The organism is Providencia sp. R33, assembly GCF_019343475.1.
In the GTDB taxonomy this organism is placed as follows: Bacteria; Pseudomonadota; Gammaproteobacteria; order Enterobacterales; family Enterobacteriaceae; genus Providencia.
This window is the reverse complement of sequence record NZ_CP072453.1, coordinates 960,796-985,303: the sequence shown is the minus strand read 5'-3', so window position 1 is coordinate 985,303 and position 24,508 is coordinate 960,796. Positions and strand designations below refer to the sequence as shown.

Genomic DNA, 24,508 nt, shown 5'->3' with positions numbered 1-24,508 from the left:
CAATCACCCCTTACTGAGCGTTGTATAAAATCACTGCTGCAGTACCCAGCAGATTAAGCAGTGTCAATGGCAGGCAAATTTTCCAACCGAAAGACATCACTTGGTCATAACGTGGACGCGGTAAAGAGGCACGGATCAAGATGAACATCATCATGAAGAAGCCAGTTTTGATAGCAAACCACAAGAATGACGGCAGGAACGGGCCATGCCAGCCACCAAAGAACAGCGTCACAATCAGGGCAGAAACCGTTACGATACCGATGTACTCACCGACGAAGAACAGACCGAACTTCATCCCTGAGTATTCAACGTGGTAACCATCCGCAATCTCTTGTTCTGCTTCTGGTTGGTCAAACGGGTGACGGTGACATACCGCAACGCCCGCAATCGCAAAGGTCAAAAAGCCAAAGAATTGAGGAATAATGTTCCACATGCCTTCTTGGGAGTTCACAATATCAATCAGGTTGAATGAACCCGCTTGTGCGACCACGCCCATTAAAGACAAGCCTAAGAACACTTCGTAACTGACGGTTTGTGCCGAAGCACGCATCGCCCCTAATAATGAATATTTGTTGTTACTTGACCAACCTGCGAACAGCACCGCATACACCGCCAGACCTGCCATCATCAGGAAGAATAAAATCCCGATGTTTAAGTCTGCTACGTGCCAAGTCGGGCTGACAGGCACGATGGCGAATGCAAGGAACAATGAACAAAATGCGATAACTGGCGCAAGCGTAAAGATTTTCTTGTCCGCAAACTGTGGGATCCAGTCTTCTTTAAACAGCATTTTGAACATGTCGGCGATTAACTGGCCCATCCCAAATGGACCAACGCGGTTTGGACCATAACGATTCTGGAATAGACCGAGAATACGGCGCTCTCCCAGACTCATGTATGCCCCACAAGTCACAACAACCAATAAAATGACGACAGATTTGAGGATGGAAATTAATACTTCCATCACTTCAGGAGAAATCCAATCCATCATGCTCCCCTCCGCAGATTATTGACTGACACGCCAGCCATTGAAGGTGCAATACCCGGCATCCCTAATGGTAAGCCAATTTGACCTGCCGACAGGTTATTGCTGAGACGTACAGTCAAGTTGAACCCTTGGCCTGCATGGCTAAATTCAGCTTTTGTCCCTGCTGCCAAGCCAAGTGCTGCAGCATCTTGCGTGTTCAGCATGATATAGGGTTCAGGCATGCGCTGTTGAATCACCTCTGAACGCTGTGACATTTCATCACTGCCGAACAGATGGTAATACGGCGCCACCACCCACTGAGCGTCCGCTGCTTGGTAAGCTGCTGGAATATCAGTGAAGTAACCCAGTTTACTTTCTGTTGAATTGAACAAACGCACACCCGGGTCACCAAATAATAAATGGCCACCGACTTCCGCTTGGAATTTATTCCACGCTTGAGGTGAGTTCCAACCCGGTGCCCATGCAAATGGAATTTGCTGGCGTGGTGCGGTTGGGCTGTTGTTCCCTTCCATTGAGAAAGCAAATGGAGAGTCAATATCTTGCGGTTGACGTGGCTCATGCACAGATTGGTTCGCCAGCATTGCTGTACGACCACTGTAACGATGTGGTTCACGCGCTAATTTTTGTCCGCGGATACGGAATGACGCTTTCGGTGCTGAATCCACAATACCGGCAAATTGCGGTAATGCAGCCACACAGTCAGCAATCACATGGTCAAGTTGCGACCAGTCTGCATCACGTTCTTGCGCTTCTGTTTGCAGCGAGTGCATCCAGCGCCAGCTTTCGTTCATCACGATAGCCTTGTCGTAATACGTTGGGTCGAAGACTTGGAAGAAACGTTGTGCGCGACCTTCTTGGTTAATCAACGTACCGTCTGCTTCAGCGAAACTCGCCGCTGGCAGAACAAGTGTTGCTTTATCCATGATGTCAGTCTGCTGGTGATCAGCAACAATCAGGTGGCTCAATTTCGCTAATGCGCTATTGACTGCATCCACACTGCTGTGACGGTAAAGGTCATTTTCGATAACAATAGCCACATCCGCTTCGTTCGCTTCAATGCGAGCTAATGCGCTGTCTAATGGCTGTGCGTTCATCATCGCTAAACCGAAGCTGTTCGCGTGAGAGGCTAAGTAAGATAAGCCCACTTGCGCACCTTTCGCTTTCAGTGCAAATGCCACGTTCGCTGCAGCTTGGATCATCGCATCGCTCGCACTGTGACTACCGCTGATAATCAGTGGTTTTTTCGCGCTTGAAAGAGCTTGTGCAATGGTTTCCACTTTCGCTTTCAAATCCGCAGGTAAGTCGTTAACCGCAGGCGCTTCACCGTTAATCATGTTGGCGATAGCAAAACCGAAACGCGCTTGGTCAGCAACTGGTGCACGGTAATTGAAGGCAGCAACATCGTCTAAGCGAGTATCATCAACGTTGGTAATAAACAGCGGGTATTTCGCATGTTGACCAATGTTCATGATTGCCGCGATTTGCCAGTCAGCAACTTTCTGTGCTGCGGCCATTTCACGTGCTTTACCTTTCACTGCTTGACGAACAGACAGCGCCATACGCGCACCTGTCTGAGTTAAATCTTCACCCAGAACCAGTACCGCATCGTAGCCTTCAACTTCACGCAGTGTTGGCGTGTAGATACCGCCATTTTGCAGGATATTTTGCATCAGCGCTAAGCGACTTTGCTCACCTGTAGAGATACCTGAGTAGAAGTTTTCTGCGCCCACTAATGCACGTAATGCGTAGTTGCTTTCAATGCTTGCACGTGGAGAACCAATACCAATCACTTTTTTCGCTTGATTGATAATTTGCGCACAGCTTTGCATTGCTTCAATTGCAGAGATAACCTGTTTAACACCATCTTTATTCAAGACAGCCTGACGTGGACGGTCTTTACGGTTAACGTAGCCGTAACCAAAGCGACCGCGGTCACACAGGAAATAGTGGTTTACCGAGCCGTTATAACGGTTTTCGATACGGCGAATTTCACCATAACGTTCACCCGGGCTGGTATTACAACCGATACTGCACTGTTGGCAGATACCCGGCGCAAATTGCATATCCCATTTACGGTTATAGCGTTCAGAGTGGGTTTTATCGGTAAATACCCCTGTCGGGCAGACTTCGACTAAGTTACCGGAAAATTCACTTTCCAGCGTGCCGTCTTCTGTACGACCGAAGTACACATAGTTATGTGCGCCATATACACCCAAGTCCGTACCATCTGCGTAATCTTTATAGTAACGAACACAGCGATAACACGCGATACAACGGTTCATTTCATGACTGATGAAAGGCCCCAGATCTTGGTTAATGTGTGTGCGTTTCGTAAAACGATATTTACGCATATTATGGCCGGTCATCACCGTCATATCTTGCAGGTGGCAGTTACCGCCCTCTTCACAGACTGGACAGTCATGTGGGTGGTTGGTCATCAGCCATTCCACAACACTTTCACGGAATTGCTTGGCTTCTTCATCATCGATAGAGATGAATGTGCCTTCCGTTGCCGGTGTCATACAAGACATTACTAGGCGACCGCGGGTGTCATCCGCGTTCTGATACTGCTTAACCGCACACTGGCGGCAAGCGCCAACGCTTCCCAGCGCCGGATGCCAGCAAAAATAAGGAATATCTAGCCCGAGAGAAAGACAGGCTTGTAACAGGTTTTCAGACCCGTTAACGTCATATTCTTTGCCGTCTACATATATTGTAGCCATAGTCAGCATGCTTCCCAAAGGCCCGCATAAAGCAGGCGTTAATCAAAAATACGTTCTTCGTGAAAAATCTCGTTTGCGGTTGCTCAATCGCAAAACGATTACCAGCGCTGCTTCAGCAGGTTTGGCTGGATACCTGCAATCTGCACTAAATTGCGCAGATCTTTTTGCGAGATACCCGCTTCAAATTCATCACGGAAATATTTGATGGCACTTTGCAGCGGTTCGACTGCACCTGGTGCGTGAGCACAGAAGGTTTTACCCGGACCTAAGAAACGGCAAAGTTGCTCTAATGTTTCGATGTCGCCCGGTTGGCCTTCGCCTTTTTCCAGTGCTTGTAAAATTTTCACGCTCCACGGCAATCCATCACGACATGGCGTACACCAACCGCAAGATTCACGCGCAAAGAAGGTTTCTAAGTTACGCACTAACGAAACCATGTTGATTTCATGATCAACCGCCATCGCCAACGCAGTACCTAAACGGCTGCCTGCTTTAGCAATATTTTCGAAATCCATCGGTAAGTCGAGGTGATCGTTGGTCAGGAAGTCTGTCCCTGCCCCGCCCGGCTGCCATGCTTTTAATTTCAAGCCATCGCGCATCCCACCTGCGTAGTCCTCAAGGACTTCACGCGCCGTGGTACCAAACGGTAACTCCCACAGACCCGGGTTTTTCACGCGTCCTGAGAAGCCCATCAGTTTCGTGCCGGCATCTTTACTCTTACCTGCGCTTAAATCGATATACCACTGGTCACCATGCTCTAAAATCGCAGGCACGTTACAGATAGTTTCGACGTTATTTACGCAAGTTGGTTTGCCCCAAGCACCTGATGTTGCAGGGAATGGTGGTTTAGATCGTGGGTTTGCACGACGACCTTCTAAGGAGTTAATCAACGCAGTTTCTTCACCGCAGATATAACGCCCAGCACCGGTATGCACAAACAGTTCGAAATCGAATCCAGAACCAAGAATATTTTTACCTAACAGACCCGCAGCTTTGGCTTCTTCGATGGCGCGGCGCAGATTTTGCGCTGCTTCAACGTATTCACCACGCAGGAAGATATAACCGCGGTATGCTTTTAATGCATAAGCTCCCGTAATCATCCCCTCAACTAACAGGTGAGGCAGTTGTTCCATCAATAGACGGTCTTTATAAGTACCCGGTTCCATTTCATCCGCATTACATAAGAAGTAACGCAGTTTCATGTTTTCGTCTTTTGGCATCAGGCTCCATTTCAGACCTGTTGAGAAGCCCGCGCCACCACGCCCTTTCAGGCCAGCGTCTTTCACGAGATTCACAACTTCATCTGGTGCCATGCCTTTGAGCGCACGCTCAAGACCTTTGTATCCGTTTTTACTGCGATACTCATCTAACCAAACAGGCTGATTGTCATCACGCAAACGCCATGTTAGAGGATGAGTTTCGGCAGTACGGATCACTGGATTAACAGAATTTGTCATGGATACTGCTCCAGTAATTTTTGAATATTTTCAGGCTGTACGTAGCTGTGAGTGTCTTCATCGATCATCATCGTTGGACCCTTGTCACAGTTACCTAAGCAACAGGTCGGCAGCAAGGTAAAGCGGCCATCAGCTGTTGTTTGACCCGGGCGAATATTCAGCTGTTTAATGATTTCAGCTTCTAAGCCCTGATAACCTGTAATATGGCAAACAACACTGTCGCAATAGCGAATAATGTGGCGACCTACTGGCTGACGGAAGATTTGGCTATAGAATGTGGCCACACCTTCAACGTCACTGGCTGGGATACCTAAGACGTCAGCAATCGCATGGATAGCCCCATCTTCAACCCAACCGCGGTTTTTTTGCACAATTTTCAGTGCTTCAATTGAGGCAGCACGTGCGTCTTCGTAATGGTGTTTCTCACCTTCAATCTCTTCACGTTCTTTCTCAGTTAAGACAAAGCCATGATTGACTTGCGGTTCAAACACATTCACGACATTGAGCTCGTTGTGCTTCTCATTTTCGTTATGTTCATTATGCATGGTTAGCGATCCACATCCGACATTACAAAATCGATACTACCCAGATAGACGATTAAGTCTGAAACTAAACTACCTCTGATCACCGAAGGAATTTGCTGTAAGTGCTCATAACTCGGAGTACGAATACGTGTGCGGTAACTCATGGTGCTGCCGTCACTTGTTAGGTAGTAGCTGTTAATACCCTTCGTGGCTTCAACCATCTGGAATGATTCATTCGCAGGCATCACTGGGCCCCAAGACACTTGTAAGAAGTGGTTGATTAGGGTTTCAATGTGCTGCAACGTACGCTCTTTTGGTGGCGGCGTCGTCAGTGGATGGTCAGCTTTGAATGGGCCTTCTGGCATATTCTTGTAGCATTGCTCAAGAATACGGATACTCTGGCGCATCTCTTCCACTTTGATCATCACACGGTCATAACAGTCACCGTTGTGCGCGATAGGAATATCGAACTCAAAGTTTTCGTAGCCTGAATATGGACGCCATTTACGTACGTCGAAATCAACCCCTGTTGCACGTAGACCCGCACCTGTTACACCCCATGCCAGTGCCTCTTCTTTGTTGTACATTGCTGTACCAATTGAACGGCCTTTTAAAATGGAGTTTTTCAGTGCTGACGTCACATAGGATTCTAAACGTTTTGGCAGCCAGTCAAGTAACTCACGCAGCAGCTTTTCCCAACCGCGTGGTAAGTCGTGTGCAACACCACCGATACGGAACCAAGCTGGGTGCATACGGAAGCCTGTAATAGCTTCAATCACGTTGTACACTTTTTGACGGTCAGTAAACGCAAAGAATACCGGTGTCATTGCACCGACGTCTTGGATATAGGTACTGATGTACAGCAAGTGGCTGTTAATACGGAATAATTCAGACAGCATGACACGAATGGTTTTCACACGGTCAGGCACTTCGATGCCAGCCAGTTTTTCAACGGCTAACACGTAAGGCATTTCATTCACACAACCACCGAGATACTCGATACGGTCAGTGTATGGAATGTAGCTGTGCCATGACTGACGTTCACCCATTTTCTCAGCACCACGGTGGTGGTAACCGATATCAGGCACACAGTCGATAATTTCTTCACCATCAAGTTGCAGTACAATACGGAACGCACCGTGTGATGATGGGTGGTTTGGCCCTAAGTTCAGGAACATGAAATCTTCGTTTTCATTTCCACGCGCCATGCCCCACTCTTCTGGTTTGAAAGTTAATGCTTCCATTTCCAGATCTTGTTTCTGTTTTGTCAGAACAAAGGGGTCGAACTCAGTTGCACGCGCAGGGTAATCCTTACGCAGTGGGTGACCTTCCCAGTTTGGCGACATCAGCAAGCGGCGTAGATTTGGGTGACCTTGGAAGGTGATCCCAAACATATCCCACACTTCACGCTCATGCCAGCTGGCATTTGGGAACAGTGAAACCACGGAAGGCACGTTCAAGTCTTTCTCATTAAGAGCGACTTTTAACATGATATCGCGGTTACGGTCGATGGAGATGATGTGGTAGAAAACACTAAAGTCTGCTTCTGGCAGACCTTGACGGTGAATTCGTTGACGTTCATCTACCCCGTGTAAGTCAAATAACATGACATACGGTTTCGGTAATTTCTTAAGAAAATCGACTACTTCCAGTAATTGTTCACGACGAACCCATATCACTGGCATGCCAGTGCGGGTTGCTTGAACAGAAAAGGCATCCGGCCCAAATTGATTGCGCAGTTCCAGAAGCACAGGGTCATTTAAATGATCCTGTGTCTGCCATCCTGGCTGGTTACTACTCGCTTGCGCTATCTGATCTGTCATCATTCTTCACCATAACGCTTGATCAGGTTTATTATTTCGCAACAACATTGCTCTGTTACGCTGTATGGCTTTAAGCCTTAAATTTCGTCTGGTGTACGCAGATTTGTCACTGCGATACGTTCACCGTGCTTTCTTTCTCTTTCTGATTGCATATTGGCACGGTAAACCCCTTGGTCTCCAACAACCCAAGAGAGCGGACGACGCTCTTTACCGATAGATTCTTGCAACAGAAGCAGAGCCTGCATATAGGCTTCTGGGCGCGGTGGGCAACCCGGGATATACACATCCACAGGGATAAATTTATCGACGCCTTGTACAACAGAATAAATGTCATACATGCCACCAGAGTTGGCACATGAACCCATGGAGATAACCCATTTTGGTTCGAGCATTTGGTCATACAGACGTTGAATAACAGGCGCCATTTTTGTAAAACAGGTTCCTGCTACAACCATGAAGTCGGCTTGACGAGGTGAAGCACGAAGTACTTCCGCACCAAAGCGGGCTACGTCATGAACAGCCGTGAACGAAGTCACCATTTCTACATAGCAACATGAAAGACCAAAGTTATATGGCCATAGAGAGTTTTTGCGCCCCCAGTTAACCACATCGTGAAGTGCATGAGAAAGTTTCCCCATGTACACACTGTTTTCAACTTGCTGCTCCAAAGGATCGGTAACAATTTCCTGAGTTTGCAGTGGGTAACGGTCGTTCTCACCGTTCGGATCTATGCGGGTGAGCGTATAATCCATTGTATAATGCCTCGCTTTTTACTGCGGATGACGATTGCTGATTTTAATAACTTCACTAGGATGCTTCACTTTTCCGCGGGAACGGACTGGAGTCCAATCCAATGCTCCTACGCGAACCAGATAAAACAATCCCGCCAACAATACCAGAATAAAGATCGCGGCTTCGATGAAACCTACCCAACCGGCTTCGCGGATGGCAACTGACCATGCAAATAAGAACATGGCTTCAACATCGAAGATAACGAAGAACATGGCGACTAAGTAGAACTTAGCTGACATACGAAGACGTGCACTACCGACCGAGTCAAGACCTGACTCGTAAGGAACATGTTTTGTTCTGGCTTTGGCGCGGCTACCCAAGAAGTGACCTGCGACCAACATGAAAGCACAAAGACCGATAGTGCCGATAAGGAATATCGCAAACGCCCAGTTATGGGCTAACGCTAGGATTGATGTAGACATACTCGTTGCTTACTCATTACTTATGGTGCGTAAACTGCTCTTTTTTACAACACGGCAGTATTGCACCACAATTGCCCAGTTAATCGAGAAGAAAGACCAAAAATCATCACCAAACATAAATCAGCCTGATGACTGCGTTTGGTTTGTCCTCTCTCATTACAATTTACTTTACCCAAATTAGGTAAAATAACCCGTATTTATTACAAAAACTTCACACTCAAAAAACATTCGAACAACAAAAAGTACTCATGATCTGCTAAAACGTGTCAGTGTAATGAAACATAAGTAAACACTCAAACTAGTTTAACTGATTATTCGTTTTTACTACACCATTATCGCAGGAAAAACCTGTCTTAACAGATGAAAAATTGCGCTTTTTATTTGATCTAACGCACAGATTTATTGAAAAAGTACTCAATTTGTTTACATGGCATTCAATTTTACTTTAAGAACATGTAACGCTTTTTTATTCAACACTTGAACTAACTTGCTGACAATCCAGTGCTATTTTATCAATTCAGCAAAAAAAGATTGTTAATAACGTAACAAATCGTTAACTAAAAAATGAAATTCAGGTTCTGCCAGCTACATCACAATTATTTCATGGTCTTCAACATTTAACCATACTTATTAAGTGGTTAATTGCAGCTTTTGTGTACTGAAATCGATAAAAAAATGATAAATTTGAACTTGATAACGATTTCTAAAAATAGTTGCTCAATATTTATACCTCGTTTTAAAATGATTTCTTATACGTCTTCTCCAATATTGAAAATTTAACACATCAATATGAAATAATCGTTTCAGTTACTAAGCATCTTACTCTGTAGATACACGCATCTAAAAAAGAATGGCATTTCCCTTGGTTTAGTATGGTTACACTTTCACTCAGTTAATATCACTTTGGTCAATATATTCCTTTGAATTGAGTGCCCCATTCCCTTTGCGTAAAATAATTAGATTGCAAAATATTTTACCCACACTTTTCTTATGTAGATTTCTGACATAAAAAAACGGCATTCCTTAAAACATCGGAATTGCCGTTTTATTTATTGTATGACTCACTTATCAGCCTTGATACAAAATCACTTGAAACGATTAGTTATTACTTTCGTTCCCTTCAGCGAGTTCGCTTGTTGAAGCTGTAACATAAGGGATCTTTTTGTTCTCAATAGCACTAAAGACAGTCAAAACGAAGTCTTTCTGTTCATCTGCATTCTTATATAACCAATATTGAATATCAGGCAAACGAGGTAAACCATCCGTTTCGTTTAAAATCCGTAAATCGGCGTTTTGCATTTCCATCGGGCGTGCAGTCACGCCGACTTCAGCGGTTACAGCCGCGCGTACTGCGGGTAAAGAGGCGGCTTCATAGGCGACATGCCAAGGTAACCCTGCATCATCCAATGCTTGCGTGCAAAGTTTACGGTATGGGTTGGTTTCATCCATTACGACTAACGGGATTGGCTCGTTATGGCGTAATTGGAAATCCGGCGAACTATGCCATAACACTGGCACTGTTCTCAGTGCTGTTTTTGGGTGATGGCTAATACGCGCTGTTGTTAATGCTAAATCGATTTCATGGTTATCCAGCATCGATTCAATAAATTGAGCACGTTTAATACGAACTTCAACCGCAATGCGTGGATACACGGAAGCGATACGATTTAGCAAGAATGGTAGTAAGATATCAACGGTGTCATCGGATGCACCGATACGTAACTCACCTTCTGCATCGTTATAGGTCAATGATGCGGTTGCATCATCATTCGCACGCAAGATTTGTCGTGCATAACCCAGTAATTGCAAACCATGTGCCGTGAGGAGTTTATTACGTCCATGACGCGCGAAAAGCTCACGACCAACAAGTTGCTCTAAACGCTGCATCTGCTGGCTTACTGCAGACTGCGTTCTACACACTGCTGCCGCAGCAGCTGCAAATGTATTTAGATCAGCGACTGCAACAAATGTACGCAGCAAGTCTAGATCTAGGTTCATGATGGGACGATTGGAATTTATCATCGTTCATTCTCTTATATAATATTTATGTTACCTGGTGTTCTGCTCTCCTCCATGAGAATCAGCGATATAATTTAAAACTATTCATCTAATGCATCTCTAATCCCTAGATTTGCAATGACTTCCCTTTATTTTATCTGGTTACAACCAGCCCGTTATTAACGAATAACATCAATGCTGGTATAAACAGGGTACTGCCAACAAATCAAAAATGGTGTTAATAAAAAGCGTATTCTCTTCCAGAACCTGATTAAAGAAACGCTTTATAAACTACTGCCAAATAGTAACATATTTAATGTAATCGCAATTATTTTAATGTAAGCACATTATAAAATCTATTTCACCATTTTTACATTTCGTTAATTTTCAATGCATTATACTATTGCAACACAGATTAAGTGAAAAAATAGGGAGTGAAACAATCAATATTACTAACAAAAAAGGTCAAAAAAATATAAAAAATGGGCAATAAGTGACGAAATTTATGTCTAAATTAACGAATTTAGGTTCAATATTACATTTTGATACAATTTTCTAGTTCAACAGTTATTTTCCCCTTCTTCCCATATTTACACACCAAAACACACGACATTATTGAATTAAAACTCCAGACTAAGTGTGTTATTTGAAATATTGAGCCAACTTAATGAATATAATAAGATGTCAAACATCACATTTATACTTTAACCAACCTTTTACACCAAAAATAACCTTGCATCTTCAAAAGCTTCTGAGGGAGGAGTACAGTAAGACAATAAAGCCGGCCCCCCTACCAATGTAATCCCGTTAGGGTAATGAGAAAATAATGAATAATCTAACTAAATCCAGCAAGCTCGATAATGTCTGTTATGACATCCGTGGGCCCGTATTAAAAGAAGCAAAGCGCTTAGAAGAGGAAGGTAATAAAGTCCTCAAATTGAACATTGGTAACCCGGCACCGTTTGGTTTTGAAGCACCTGATGAAATCCTTGTGGATGTACTGCGCAACTTACCGAGTTCTCAAGGTTATTGTGACTCCAAGGGACTCTATTCTGCACGTAAAGCCATCGTTCAGCACTACCAAGCTCGTGGTATTCACGAAATGACAGTGGAAGATGTCTACATCGGTAACGGTGTATCTGAACTTATTGTCCAAGCAATGCAAGCGCTGCTTAATAATGGCGATGAAATGTTAGTGCCTGCACCTGATTATCCACTTTGGACAGCGGCCGTTTCCCTTTCAGGTGGGAAAGCGGTTCACTATATGTGTGATGAGCAACAAGGCTGGATGCCAGATATCGAAGATATTCGTAGCAAAATCACCCCAAGAACCCGTGGTATTGTCGTCATTAACCCCAATAACCCAACGGGTGCGGTATATAGCAAAGATTTGCTGTTAGAGATTGTTGAGCTAGCACGTCAACACAACCTCATAATTTATGCAGACGAAATTTACGACAAAATTCTTTATGACGATGCTGTTCATCACTCTATTGCAGCATTAGCGCCAGACTTATTGACAATTACATTCAATGGGTTATCAAAAACCTACCGTGTTGCAGGTTTCCGACAAGGTTGGATGGTGCTAAATGGCCCGAAAAAACATGCAAAAAGCTATATTGAAGGCTTAGAAATGCTGGCGTCTATGCGTTTGTGTGCCAATGTGCCAATGCAACATGCTATTCAAACAGCGCTAGGTGGCTATCAAAGTATCAGTGAGTTTATTCAGCCTGGTGGCCGTTTGTACGAACAACGTAATCGTGCATGGGAACTTATAAACCAAATTCCTGGAGTATCTTGTGTTAAACCACAAGGTGCGCTGTATATGTTCCCGAAAATTGATATTAAGCGTTTTAATATTCATGATGACCAAAAAATGATCCTTGACTTGCTGTTGCAAGAAAAAGTGTTATTGGTGCAAGGTACTGCATTTAACTGGCCAGAACCTGACCACTTTAGGATCGTGACGTTACCTTATGCAGACGATCTTGAAATGGCAATTAATAAATTTGGCCGCTTTCTTGAAGGGTATCGCCAATAATATCTTATTTAGATTAGTATTAATAAAAATAAAGCCTCCTATTAAGGAGGCTTTTTATATTCAACATGTAATCATCGAAAAATGAATATATTTTTTTGATTATCAAATAATGGAAATTATATATACCGCAACCAGAAAAAAACCCAGAAGTATAAAAGGAAAGTATTTCATAATATCCCTTAAAAATTCACTTAATGATTTTCCATTATATGTATTAACACAACCAAATCAAATTATAATAAATATAATTTTGCAGGCTATTTCAAGTCATTCTCTAATTGACTATCTAATAAAGAATGGTGTTTTATAAATTTTAATTTTTCAGAGCAACTCCCTGATTCAGAAAATGAAACATAGGCTGTTTTAGCCTCACCATTAATACCGATAACAGCAACACCTTTATCCGAATCAGTGATAGAACATGAAAAAAAACCGTCAGTTTCATAAACGTCGTCGTTAATGGTCAACACTTTCACTTTCCACGTATTTTTAGGTGAAAACAAACCCGTTTGATAATAAAAATGAAAAACACTTTCTTCTTTTCCACCTTGCTTTATATTTTTAACAAACCCTTCTGTTCCCTCCATATTACCTGAGTGATGTACAACTATAATTGACTGTACTTCCTCTCCCCAATAATTCTCTATCGAAACAAAACCCTTTCGTCTATGATCGTTATTAGTCATAATATCCCCTTTATTAGTTAATAAACATTTCATCAACGTTAGATAATACGTTAACGCTTTTTTAATTAAATATTATTTATTAACAGTGTAAATTACCTTTATGTAGACTCTATTAATATAATAACTTGCCATAAATGCATATCCCTTCGCGCTTATACACGTTATAATTTGCCTATTGTTTAGCGCTATTTATGAGGTCTTATGAGCTACTTTTTTGCACACTTAGCTAGAATGAAACTTATCCACCGCTGGCCACTCATGCGCAATGTCCGAACGGAAAACGTCTCCGAGCATAGCTTGCAAGTTGCTATGGTTGCACACGCACTTGCCATTATTAAAAATAAAAAATTTGGGGGGAATGTTGATGCATCACACATTGCTCTACTCGCCATGTATCACGATGCCAGTGAAGTGATTACAGGGGATTTACCGACACCAATTAAGTACCATAACCAACAAATTGCGCATGAATACAAGAAAATAGAGAAATTTGCTCAGCAAAAGCTATTAGACATGTTACCTGAAGAACTTCAAGATGATTTCAGGGAATTAATTATTGAAGATTTGCAGTCAGAAGAAGAACATTTCATTGTTAAACAAGCCGATTCTTTATGTGCTTATTTAAAATGTTTAGAGGAATTATCTGCTGGAAATAGCGAGTTTACATTGGCTAAAAAGCGTCTTGAAAAAATGTTAGCCGAAAGACAAAGCCCAGAAATGGATTATTTTATGGAAAAATTTGTTCCAGGTTTTACGCTTTCATTAGATGAAATCAGTAATTAACCGATATGTAGGAATGATCTTCATTCCTACTTTAAACATCCTACAACCAAATTGATATTTATATTTCATCATGAAAATATGATGTGTCATTCATCTGTTATTTTCAATTCATAATAATTAATTTAAATACTTATAAATCTCTTTTCATTTTAGTTGAACAACCACTTGAAGCAGGATAATGAACATAAAGATTTTCAGATTCACCATTGACACCAAGGATCACTTTTCCTTCATCGGCTTCTGTAATCGAGCAATAAAAACCTTTCTTAGTTAAATAACTCTTTCCACTTTCTGTTGTTATATGTATATACCAATAATTATAAGATGCCGGGGCACCAATTTCATAAACGAACCACATGATATCATCAACCTTTGATTTATCGGGTATATCATAGTATAAAATATTCTGAAAATGTCGTTTAGACGTTATTGAATTATAGATATCAGCCATATGATATTGTAAAAACAATGAAGTTATTTTCTCTCCCCAATAATTTTCAAAACTAATTTCCCCAACATACTTCGTCGCCATATTTTTCACCTTTAATTCGAATATTATTGGTTATAAAACTTCAATCAATTCTGTACTGCATCCCAACGATGAAGAAAATGCGATATATAACGTTCTTGCAGTGCCATTTACACCAAGAACCGCATCAAATGAATCATGGAAGGTATAAGAACAACGAAACCGGTCTTTCGTTCTGAATAGGCGTCCACTTTTAGTGTGCAATGTCACAGCCCAATAGTCATAGCGATCCAATTCCCCTATCGACGTACGTATGGCAAAAACTTTTTTTAACTCCGTTCGGTCAGCAATATTTTCTAACTCCATTGTTGACATAAAATATTTTGTTTTATTCAGCATTCCGGAAGTATAATGTTCTAAGCGGACCGAAATTAACTCCTCTCACCAATAATTTTCAAAGGTACAAAGACCATCATAGCCAGAAACAATATTTTTAACTTCTGTTTTATCATTATTCATTATTACCTCATCATTGATGTACGTTAACTGTAATCGTTGTTTCGGTAATAAAAATAGCAATATTTAGCGAGTTGGAATAATGGATAAAATATTACGCATTAATATTTATCATCACGGGCAGTAAATCTTATTGAAATTAATAGCACCTTAATAAAAAGGCGCTATTAATGTAATTAGAAAGGAAATAATATTGGAATAACCGCAATGCTAATAAACATCACAATAATCGTAAACGGCACACCAATTTTTAAGAAATCTGAGAATTTATAACCACCAGGGCCCAACACCAAAGTATTCACGGGTGAAGAGACTGGCGTCATAAAAGCCGCCGATGCCGCAATACCAACTACCATCGCAAATGGCAAAGGAGAAACTTCCATTTGCCGTGCCGCAGCAATAGCAATTGGAGCCATCAATACCGCAGTGGCTGTATTTGAGATAAACAAGCCAATCGTGGCACACAGAATAAATAAACACAGTAGCATCACATGAGGGCCTAAACCGCCCGCAATTTTCATTAATGCATCAACTGCAAGGGCTATCCCGCCAGTTTCTTGCAATGCAAGCGCAAAAGGCATCATCCCAACAATCAAGATAATACTTGGCCAGTGAATCGATTTATACGCGCTTTCCATATCGATACAGCGAAATTTCCCCATCAACAAACATGCAATTAATGCTGCGATAAAGTTAGGAATTTCATTAGTCACCATCATGGCAACCATCAATGCTAAGCAAAATAGAGCATGAGGGGCTTGTGAAGCCGCAGGGGCGACAGCTTCAACTTCTGCCGCTAAGTTCAACACAATAAAGTTACGTGGTTTCGTGGACAAAATACGGATCAACTTCCAATCACCGATCACCAGCAAAATATCGCCGAGGCGCAGCGGTTCATCCACCAGCTTGCCATCCAATGCCTTACCATCGCGGCGAATACCGACAACGTTTAAACCATATCGTGTACGAAACTTGATATCCCGTAAACTTTTCCCCAGTAACTCAGAGTCTGGGTTCATGGACACTTCTGCCATCCCCACATCGCGAGACTGATCCGAGAAATAATCCCCACGTAAAATCATTGGCTCAAGTAATTGTTCACTACAAAATAGACGTAAATCATCATCACTTACCGATATATCAATCAGTAAAACATCACGTTCACGCAGCTCCGTTACCCCTGTCGCACTGACCATCACGCGACGAAACTTTCGCCAGCGCTCAATCCCCACTACGTTAGCTTCATAACGTGAACGCAAATGCAGTTCATCAAGGGTATGACCAATTAATGGAGAGCCGTTACGAATAGCAAGACGGCGCGCACGTCCAGTGAGCTTATAGTCGCGGATTAAATCACGAAAAGTACGGCGATAACGTTCGGGGAGTTTATCCGGCTCATTACTACCTAACCAGCGGCGTGTCAGCCACATGTATGCAATACCAGCCAGTAAAATGAGGATCCCAATAGGGGTAATTGAGAAAAACTGGAAACCTTTGATGCCTTCACGTACTAATTCGCTATTTACCACCATGTTTGGTGGCGTAGCAACTAAGGTCATCATGCCACTGATAAGCCCCGCGAAGCCCAGTGGCATCATCAACCGGCTTGGGGATGTTTTCATTCGTGCTGCAACACTGAGTACCACAGGAATAAAAATAGCCACAACGCCTGTTGAGCTCATGAAAGCACCGAGCCCTGCCACCGTTAGCATCAAAAATACCAGCATCTTGCTCTCGCTACTTCCTGCAACGCGAACAAGCCAATCCCCCATTTGATATGCGATCCCTGTGCGGACAAGACCATCACCAATAACAAACAATGCGGCTATTAATAACACGTTCGGATCAGCAAAGCCTGAAGTCGCTTGCTCTAACGTTAACGTGTCGCTGAGTACAAACGCAACAATCACCAATAACGCCACCACATCCATGCGGACTTTATTCGTGGTAAAAAGAACAATCGCTATCAACAGGAGGGTTAATACCCACAGCAATTCTCCGTTCAAAATATCCCCTTTCGACGAAAAAAAACATTGCTAAAGATTTTCTTTAGTTAACCATGTTTTACGGAGAATTTCTTTGATTAGATCACGATTAAAGCGATTTTGACACTAAAAGTTCATAATCACCATTAATGTCAGGTCCCATAACGGAAATTTGCTCCAGTGAACTAACAATTACGTCGATTTCATCACGGCGGGGTAAGCTCTCTGGCGCATGGACTGCAACCACTTGGCAACCTGCGCTAAGTGCAGAATGAATGCCAGCTTGAGCATCTTCAAAGGCAATGCAGGATTTTTCAGGTAGAGAAAGCGCTTTTGCCCCTAACATAAAAGGTTCTGGATCAGGCTTACCTTTAGACACTTTTTCAAATGTCACCCAGTGTTTCGGCTCTGGTAATCCCGCAGCTTGCTGGCGTCCATGTGCGATGGGTACAGTCCCTGAGGTCACGATCGCCCAAGGAGCACCAATCTCATTCAGGCGTGTTAGCAAGGCAACGGCTCCCGGTAAGGCGACAACCCCTTCAACATCTTCACTTTCCATTTTTTCGAGCCAGCGAAAATAATTCATAATTTCTTCATCACTTGCCTCTGGCAAAAAATGGCGCAGGCTGGTCAGTGCAGGCTTCCCATGGATAAAGCTAATAATTTCTTCTGGGCTTTTCCCTATACGCTCACCAAATTTACACCAGCAACGCTCAACTACCGCCAGCGAATCCGCCAGTGTTCCATCCAAATCAAATAGAAAACCCTTTGCCTTTAATTTCACGTCTACCCCTTTCATTTACTTGAATCGATTCTATCTCTTAGTTAACGCTAAACAGACGCCAATGCGCAACCTCAATAACAAAAATAATCAAGATTTGCGTTAATCACTTAGATTTGAATGCACTGGAGAGTTAAAATAGGAAAGAAATATTGATTTGAATTTGAATTTGAATTTGAATTTGAATTTGAATTTGAATTTGAAATTTTATACCTATTCATTCCATTTGCTCTAAATAATTCACCTTGTCGCTAGGCGGCAAGAGAGGATATCTCGGGGAACATACACAAGTATGTGACCCGAGTAGCCGAACGTAGCCAACAACGCGACAAGGTGAAGTATGAAGAGCAAAACTAAGCGTTAAAGATTTGAGAAATCTCCACCGCGGAAAGGTGATACTGCCTCGGACACGCATGCCAAATCGACAACATCCGAACATATTTCTCCCACATTGGCGTTTGCGAATTAAAGCCGTGAGTTCCGCTATCAAAATGGGTATAACGCCCTTCTGTGTTCACCATGAAACGCACGTAGCTTAAATAACGAGCTTCCGTTGCTGCATCAAAACCTAAAAATTGCACACGGCGACCATCAATATCTTGTTTTTCAGGCAAATTACTGTAGGAGACCTGTAGCGCGTGGTACATCTCCATAATTTCAATCACTGTACGACAAGTTTCTTCACTTAAATGACCGAAATCTCTGTCCAGCTCGCGCATTTGTAACCCAAAACCACGTTCAATAATCGTTTGCAGGCGGCGATAACGTTCTGCATTATCTGGGTCTAACATTGTCATCATTTTATATTGATTCGATAAAATCAGGCGTTGGGCGTTAGTCATTTCCATCATGGCTCTCCTACAGAAAAGTATGGCTTATCTTCGCACTCAACCTACATCTAAGACAGTGAAAACATCGCTTTTATTGATCTAAACACGCTTTTTGTATTACTTATTGTTAAGTCTAGCTTTTAATAAAAATTGCACAGTGATTTTTTGCTAAACATCTTCCATAAAGGAGCGATCGAGTTGGTTAAATGCACGTTTAAGAAGGTCAGCCAGCGCCATGTAATCAGGCTGTTGTTCAACAGGTGCCATCGCAATTCCCGCCTCCGTAAATTTGTCGCGGATCTCGTAAAACCAGCTCAGCAAGCTAGATGGAAGAGGTGTTGACGCACGTTTCCCTAACCACCATAACCCTTGCATTGGTAAACTACAGGCAAATAATGCCGTTGCAATTGCAGGGCCAAGCTGCCCACCTAAGGCGATTTGCCATGCTAATGTGAAGATGGCAATCGGCGGCATAAAGCGAATACCAAAACGCACGGCTTTATTAATCCGAATTTCAGGGAAAATAGGTGACAGTTTTTTTTCCATAGGAAAAGTTTTCAGATAGCGATTGCCTAATCTGAAGCGTTTAAAAAAACCGGGGGGTGTGTTTTGCAATGTACTCATGAATCGTTTCCTATGCACTTCTAAAACTGACTAGCTGTCATTAAGCTTACGCCATTGTGGGCAGGAACGCACACTTAAGTTAAACAAATTATTTTATTGAATTTACCTTAAGTTTAGCGCCCCTAATTAAAATCAGCTATTCTGATAAATATCTAACTTCGTGCTATAACTACACTTTATACGACACTTATGATTTTAATCAATCAAACGACCTATTTTTAAAAAAAACGTATAAAATATAAAATATTTTTAGTAGAATCTGCCACATTTAGAATTGCTGTTGAATTTGTTATTTTATCGCTTTATCTATCCTTTTAATAAAAAGATAGACAACAGTTATATATTGGGTTTTTGGTCGTTATTTCAACACCAGATGCGAAGTTTTCTTTTATATAGCACTTTGCACAAGAGAATAACGATAGCGTTATAAAGCCCTTGAAGATTACCAAGATCTTTAACTTTTTCGCCTTTAATATGATATTAATCATGATGTTTCAGGTCATAAATACGCTAGGCTCTAGCGAGCCATATTTTTATATCTGAGTCTTTTTCATGTTTTTTAAAGGCTTCACAACAACAATTAACGATAGGTATTTCCATGTCAAGTAAGCTGGTACTGGTTCTAAACTGCGGTAGCTCCTCACTGAAATTCGCCATCATCGATCCAACTAATGGTGACGAATTTTTATCCGGTTTAGCTGAGTGTTTCAACCTCCCTGAAGCCCGTATTAAATGGAAAATGGATGGTGCTAAAAAGGAAGCTCCTTTAGGTGCTGGTGCGGCGCATAGCGAAGCATTGAATTTCATTGTCAACACCATTCTTGCTGAAAAACCTGAGTTGTCAGCGCAAATTACATCAATCGGTCACCGTATTGTTCACGGCGGCGAGAAATTCACCTCTTCTGTTTTAATCACTGATGAAGTGATTGAAGGCATTGAAGCGGCAATCCCATTTGCTCCACTGCATAACCCTGCTCACCTGATTGGTATTGAAGAGGCAAGAAAATCGTTCCCTCATCTGATCAACAAAAACGTCGCTGTATTTGACACTGCGTTCCATCAGACAATGCCACAAGAAGCCTATCTGTATGCCCTGCCATACGAACTCTATTCAGAACATAGTATCCGTCGTTATGGCGCACATGGCACAAGTCATTACTATGTTTCTCGTGAAGCGGCGAAAAAACTCAACAAACCAGTTGAAGAATTAAACGTCATCACTTGCCATTTAGGCAATGGCGGTTCTGTCACTGCAATTGTTAATGGTAAATGCGTTGACACTTCTATGGGCTTAACGCCATTAGAAGGTTTAGTCATGGGAACACGTAGTGGCGATATCGACCCTGCGATTATTTTCCATTTACATGACTCTTTAGGTATGAGTGTTGACCAAATCAACAAAATGCTGACCAAAGAATCTGGATTATTAGGCTTAACAGGCGTAACAAGTGATTGTCGCTATGTTGAAGACAACTATGGCACAAAAGAAGATGCAACGCGTGCAATGGATGTTTTCTGCCACCGTTTAGCTAAATACGTTGGTGCATACAGCGCACTGATGGAAGGCCGTCTTGATGCTATCATCTTCACCGGCGGTATTGGTGAAAACTCAGCGCAAGTTCGTGAAATTACCCTGAAGAAATTGGCTATTCTTGGTTTCGAATATGACCACGAACGTAACTTAGCGGCACGCTTCGGTAAAGAAGGTTTAATCACTACCGATAACAGCCGCCCGGCAATGGTTATCGCAACCAATGAAGAGTTGGTTATCGCTCAAGATACTGCGCGTTTAACCGCATAAAAAACGTCTACCGCCAGCACAATGCTGGCGGTATCGTTTTGTCATTAGAGTAACCGAAATAAAGAGGTTCCCGTGTCCCGTACAATTATGTTAATACCTACCGGCACCAGCGTTGGCTTAACTAGCGTTAGCCTAGGTGTCGTTCGCTCAATGGAACAAAAAGGTGTTCAATTAAGCGTTTTCAAACCTATCGCACAGCCCCGTATCTCTGGCAATAAAGACCAAACCACTGAAGTCCTGCGTTCCCATTCAAGTATTACCACCATTGTTGAACCGTTGACGATGGAATATGTTGAATCACTGCTGACCTCGTCTAAAAAAGATGTGTTAATGGAAGAGATAGTGGCTCGCTACCATGACCACACCAAAAATGCAGAAGTGATTTTGATTGAAGGTTTGGTGCCAACGCGTAAACACTCTTTTGCTCAGTCATTAAACTATGAAATTGCCAAAACATTAGGCGCTGAAATTGTTTTTGTCACTGCGACGGGCAATAGCTCAATTACACAAATGCAAGAGCGTTTAGAGCTAGTTCGTAACGAATTTGGTGGCCAACGTAATAAGAATATTATCGGTGTTATCATTAATAAGGTGAATGCTCCTGTTGATGAACAAGGCCGTACTCGCCCTGATCTGTCTGAAATCTTTGACGATTCAACCAAAGCGACAGTGGCTAACCTCGATCCGAAACAACTTTCTGCACTGAACCTGCCAGTGCTGGCATCCATTCCATGGAACTTCGATTTAATCGCTACGCGTGCAATCGACATGGCAAAACACTTGGGTGCAGAGATTGTTAACGAAGGTGAGATCAAAACACGTCGTGTTAAATCTGTCACTTTCTGTGCACGTAGCATCCCACATATGCTTGAGCACTTCCGCCCAGGTTCACTGTTAGTAACTTCAGCAGACCGCCCTGATGTGCTGGTTTCAGCATCATTAGCCGCGATGAACGGCGTTGAAATTGGTGCGGTTCTGTTAACAGGTGGCTACAACATCGATGCGCCAATTCGTCAATTATGCGAACAAGCGTTCGAAACTGGTTTGCCAGTCTTCATGGTGAAAAGCAACACATGGCAGACCTCCCTGAACCTGCAAAGTTTCAGCTTAGAAGTGCCAGCGGATGACCATGAGCGTATCGAGAAAATTCAAAACTATGTGGCTCGCCACATTAGCAGCGACTGGATTGAATCTTTAGTTGCTGACTCTGAGCGTCCAAATCGTTTATCGCCACCAGCGTTCCGTTATCAATTAACTGAATTAGCACGTAAAGCGGGCAAACGTATCGTTCTGCCTGAAGGTGATGAGCCTCGTACCGTTAAAGCCGCCTCTATCTGTGCTGAGCGTGGGATCGCAACATGCGTTCTGTTAGGTAACCCTGAAGATATCCGCCGTGTTGCCGCTGCACAAGGTATTGAATTAGGCACAGGTATTGAAATCGTTGACCCAATCAAAGTCCGCGAAGAATACGTTGCACGCCTTGTTGAACTACGTAAAAGCAAAGGCATGACCGAAGTTGTTGCTCGTGAACAACTAGAAGACAACGTAGTTCTGGGCACATTAATGCTCGAAAAAGGCGAAGTTGATGGCTTAGTTTCAGGTGCAGTACACACTACTGCAAACACTATCCGTCCACCGCTTCAGTTGATCAAAACGGCGCCGGGTAGCTCACTGGTTTCTTCAGTATTCTTTATGCTGTTACCTGAACAAGTCTTTGTTTATGGCGACTGTGCAATCAATCCAGACCCAACAGCAGAGCAATTATCTGAAATCGCTATTCAATCTGCGGATTCTGCAAAAGCCTTTGGTATCGACCCACGCGTTGCAATGATCTCCTACTCAACCGGTGATTCAGGCGCAGGTAGTGATGTTGAAAAAGTGCGTGAAGCAACCCGTTTAGCGCAAGAAAAACGCCCAGACCTGATGATTGATGGTCCATTGCAGTATGATGCGGCGGTAATGGCTGACGTGGCGAAATCAAAAGCGCCTAACTCCCCAGTTGCTGGTAAAGCAACCGTGTTTATCTTCCCAGACCTGAACACGGGTAACACCACCTATAAAGCAGTACAACGTTCCGCTGACCTCGTGTCAATCGGCCCAATGCTGCAAGGTATGCGCAAACCTGTCAATGACTTGTCTCGTGGAGCATTAGTTGACGATATCGTTTATACCGTTGCGTTAACTGCAATCCAAGCGGTACAGAACGAAAACGCATAATTCATTTATTATTGCGATAAATGCCAGCCAGCTTCATTGGCTGGCATTTTTTATTGTGCGAATAAATTAATGATAGTTGCTCTTAACCAATTCAGTGCGTTATCCGTATCACTGCGTTCATGCCAAATCATTTGAAAATCCAATGGTGCAACCTTTACGGGTGGCTCAAATATCACACAATGTTGATTCATCTCTGGCGGAAAACCTTTTTGTGCCGCTGTTAAGATAAGGTCAGTACCTGCAATAAGTTGTGGTGCAACTTGCCAATAAGGTACTGTCACTGCCACACGTCTTTGCTGATTTAACCGTTTTAGCTGCGCATCAACTTCATTGGTGTCAAACGGTTTCATACTCACAGCAATATGAGGGTGTGACAACCATTCGTCCAACGTCATTGTTCCCGCTGGGCAAATTGACTTATCGGCCAGACTCACCATTTTATCTTGGAAAATCGATTGGGCACGAAGCGTGTTATCAAGTGAATTAAAGACCCCAAACGCCAGATCTAAACTTCCTTCTAATAACTTATTTTGCATTTCTTCTCGGCTACAATGCCAAATGTTTAAATCGACATCAGGTGCTTGCTCGCGCAGAAAACGCGTCAATGGTTGAGCAATAATGGCTGCACCATAATCAGACAATGCAAGATTAAACCGTTGATGGCACAAAGCAGGTTGAAAATTTTGTTGAGCAATCAAGTAATCCAACTGCTCCAGTGCTTTCAATAACGGTGTATATAGTGCTTCCGCTTTACTGGTTAATTGGTATTGCCCTTTCTGCCGTACCAACAGAGGGTCTTGAAATAGCTCACGCAGCTGATTCAGTGCATGGCTAACCGCAGGCTGACTTTTATGAAGGGCTTGTGCCGCACGGCTGACATGGCGTTCCCGCAATAAAATTAGCAAGGTAACCAATTGATTTAAATCTAATCTTCTTAAGTTATTCATTTGGCGAATAGTACCTTATAAAATTGTTCATTTCCCAATTAATCCCCTGCTCGTTAATCTTATCTTAAATCAATAATGATCCCCTGTTAACACTGAGGTTG

General features: G+C 42.8%; 20 protein-coding genes. 4 read left to right on the top strand and 16 right to left on the bottom strand.

Annotated features, from left to right (window positions below):
* Positions 1-10: 10 nt before the first annotated feature.
* The 8 genes from nuoH to J6836_RS04515 all read right to left on the bottom strand — a co-directional run bounded on the left by nuoH (position 11) and on the right by J6836_RS04515 (position 10,751).
* Entirely contained in the window at positions 11-988 is a 978-nt protein-coding gene (nuoH, locus tag J6836_RS04550) for an NADH-quinone oxidoreductase subunit NuoH (protein ID WP_206082346.1), read from the bottom strand.
* The gene (gene nuoG / locus J6836_RS04545) at positions 988-3,720 is read right to left on the bottom strand and encodes an NADH-quinone oxidoreductase subunit NuoG (RefSeq protein ID WP_219247212.1); all 2,733 of its coding nucleotides are present in this window, start codon (positions 3,718-3,720) and stop codon (positions 988-990) included. The genes nuoH and nuoG overlap by 1 nt, the downstream gene beginning before the upstream one ends.
* Positions 3,721-3,809: 89 nt before the next feature.
* Positions 3,810-5,168 carry an NADH-quinone oxidoreductase subunit NuoF gene (gene nuoF, locus J6836_RS04540; protein ID WP_206082348.1) on the bottom strand — a complete coding sequence of 453 codons (1,359 nt, stop codon included), beginning with the start codon at positions 5,166-5,168 and terminating at the stop codon, positions 3,810-3,812.
* Positions 5,165-5,713, bottom strand: a complete 549-nt coding sequence (nuoE, locus tag J6836_RS04535; protein ID WP_004912250.1) for an NADH-quinone oxidoreductase subunit NuoE — start codon at positions 5,711-5,713, stop codon at positions 5,165-5,167. The genes nuoF and nuoE overlap by 4 nt, the downstream gene beginning before the upstream one ends.
* 2 nt (positions 5,714-5,715) lie before the next feature.
* Positions 5,716-7,518 carry an NADH-quinone oxidoreductase subunit C/D gene (gene nuoC, locus J6836_RS04530; protein ID WP_374447138.1) on the bottom strand — a complete coding sequence of 601 codons (1,803 nt, stop codon included), beginning with the start codon at positions 7,516-7,518 and terminating at the stop codon, positions 5,716-5,718.
* A 74-nt stretch (positions 7,519-7,592) separates the two neighbouring features.
* On the bottom strand, positions 7,593-8,267 hold the full coding sequence (locus J6836_RS04525; RefSeq protein ID WP_004912254.1) for a NuoB/complex I 20 kDa subunit family protein: 675 nt from the start codon (positions 8,265-8,267) through the stop codon (positions 7,593-7,595).
* An 18-nt stretch (positions 8,268-8,285) separates the two neighbouring features.
* Positions 8,286-8,729 (bottom strand): NADH-quinone oxidoreductase subunit A, encoded by a 444-nt coding sequence (locus tag J6836_RS04520; RefSeq protein WP_206082351.1) that lies wholly within the window; start codon positions 8,727-8,729, stop codon positions 8,286-8,288.
* Positions 8,730-9,827: 1,098 nt separating this feature from the next.
* Positions 9,828-10,751, bottom strand: a complete 924-nt coding sequence (locus J6836_RS04515) for a LysR family transcriptional regulator (RefSeq protein WP_219247210.1) — start codon at positions 10,749-10,751, stop codon at positions 9,828-9,830.
* Between the two features lie 802 nt (positions 10,752-11,553).
* Between J6836_RS04515 and J6836_RS04510 the strand changes: the two genes are divergently transcribed.
* Positions 11,554-12,768 carry a pyridoxal phosphate-dependent aminotransferase gene (locus J6836_RS04510; RefSeq protein WP_206082353.1) on the top strand — a complete coding sequence of 405 codons (1,215 nt, stop codon included), beginning with the start codon at positions 11,554-11,556 and terminating at the stop codon, positions 12,766-12,768.
* A gap of 257 nt (positions 12,769-13,025) precedes the next feature.
* Here the strand turns inward: J6836_RS04510 and J6836_RS04505 are convergent, their stop codons facing one another.
* Complete coding sequence (locus tag J6836_RS04505; RefSeq protein ID WP_219247208.1) at positions 13,026-13,454, bottom strand: hypothetical protein; 429 nt, start codon at positions 13,452-13,454, stop codon at positions 13,026-13,028.
* 201 nt (positions 13,455-13,655) lie between these two features.
* Between J6836_RS04505 and yfbR the strand changes: the two genes are divergently transcribed.
* Complete coding sequence (gene yfbR / locus J6836_RS04500; RefSeq protein WP_219247205.1) at positions 13,656-14,237, top strand: 5'-deoxynucleotidase; 582 nt, start codon at positions 13,656-13,658, stop codon at positions 14,235-14,237.
* 130 nt (positions 14,238-14,367) lie between these two features.
* Here yfbR and J6836_RS22690 read toward each other — a convergent pair whose 3' ends face one another.
* From J6836_RS22690 to yfbV, 6 genes are all read right to left on the bottom strand, one after another.
* Positions 14,368-14,769: a hypothetical protein gene (locus tag J6836_RS22690; protein WP_255586322.1), complete on the bottom strand. Its 402-nt coding sequence runs from the start codon at positions 14,767-14,769 to the stop codon at positions 14,368-14,370.
* 30 nt (positions 14,770-14,799) lie between these two features.
* Positions 14,800-15,081, bottom strand: a complete 282-nt coding sequence (locus tag J6836_RS04490; RefSeq protein WP_255586321.1) for a hypothetical protein — start codon at positions 15,079-15,081, stop codon at positions 14,800-14,802.
* A gap of 317 nt (positions 15,082-15,398) precedes the next feature.
* Positions 15,399-17,228: an SLC13 family permease gene (locus J6836_RS04485; protein WP_219247203.1), complete on the bottom strand. Its 1,830-nt coding sequence runs from the start codon at positions 17,226-17,228 to the stop codon at positions 15,399-15,401.
* An 88-nt stretch (positions 17,229-17,316) separates the two neighbouring features.
* Positions 17,317-18,006, bottom strand: coding sequence for a sugar phosphatase (locus tag J6836_RS04480; RefSeq protein ID WP_219247201.1), 690 nt, complete (start codon positions 18,004-18,006; stop codon positions 17,317-17,319).
* A 335-nt stretch (positions 18,007-18,341) separates the two neighbouring features.
* A complete protein-coding gene (locus J6836_RS04475) occupies positions 18,342-18,836 on the bottom strand; it encodes a YfbU family protein (protein ID WP_219249371.1) in 495 nt (164 codons plus the stop codon).
* A 150-nt stretch (positions 18,837-18,986) separates the two neighbouring features.
* On the bottom strand, positions 18,987-19,442 hold the full coding sequence (yfbV, locus tag J6836_RS04470) for a terminus macrodomain insulation protein YfbV (protein ID WP_219247199.1): 456 nt from the start codon (positions 19,440-19,442) through the stop codon (positions 18,987-18,989).
* 598 nt (positions 19,443-20,040) lie between these two features.
* Between yfbV and ackA the strand changes: the two genes are divergently transcribed.
* A complete protein-coding gene (gene ackA / locus J6836_RS04465) occupies positions 20,041-21,243 on the top strand; it encodes an acetate kinase (protein ID WP_219247197.1) in 1,203 nt (400 codons plus the stop codon).
* An 87-nt stretch (positions 21,244-21,330) separates the two neighbouring features.
* On the top strand, positions 21,331-23,460 hold the full coding sequence (gene pta, locus J6836_RS04460) for a phosphate acetyltransferase (protein ID WP_219249369.1): 2,130 nt from the start codon (positions 21,331-21,333) through the stop codon (positions 23,458-23,460).
* A 50-nt stretch (positions 23,461-23,510) separates the two neighbouring features.
* On the opposite strand, the gene J6836_RS04455 is transcribed toward pta, so the two are convergent.
* Complete coding sequence (locus J6836_RS04455; RefSeq protein WP_219247196.1) at positions 23,511-24,407, bottom strand: LysR family transcriptional regulator; 897 nt, start codon at positions 24,405-24,407, stop codon at positions 23,511-23,513.
* Between the last annotated feature and the right edge of the window lie 101 nt (positions 24,408-24,508).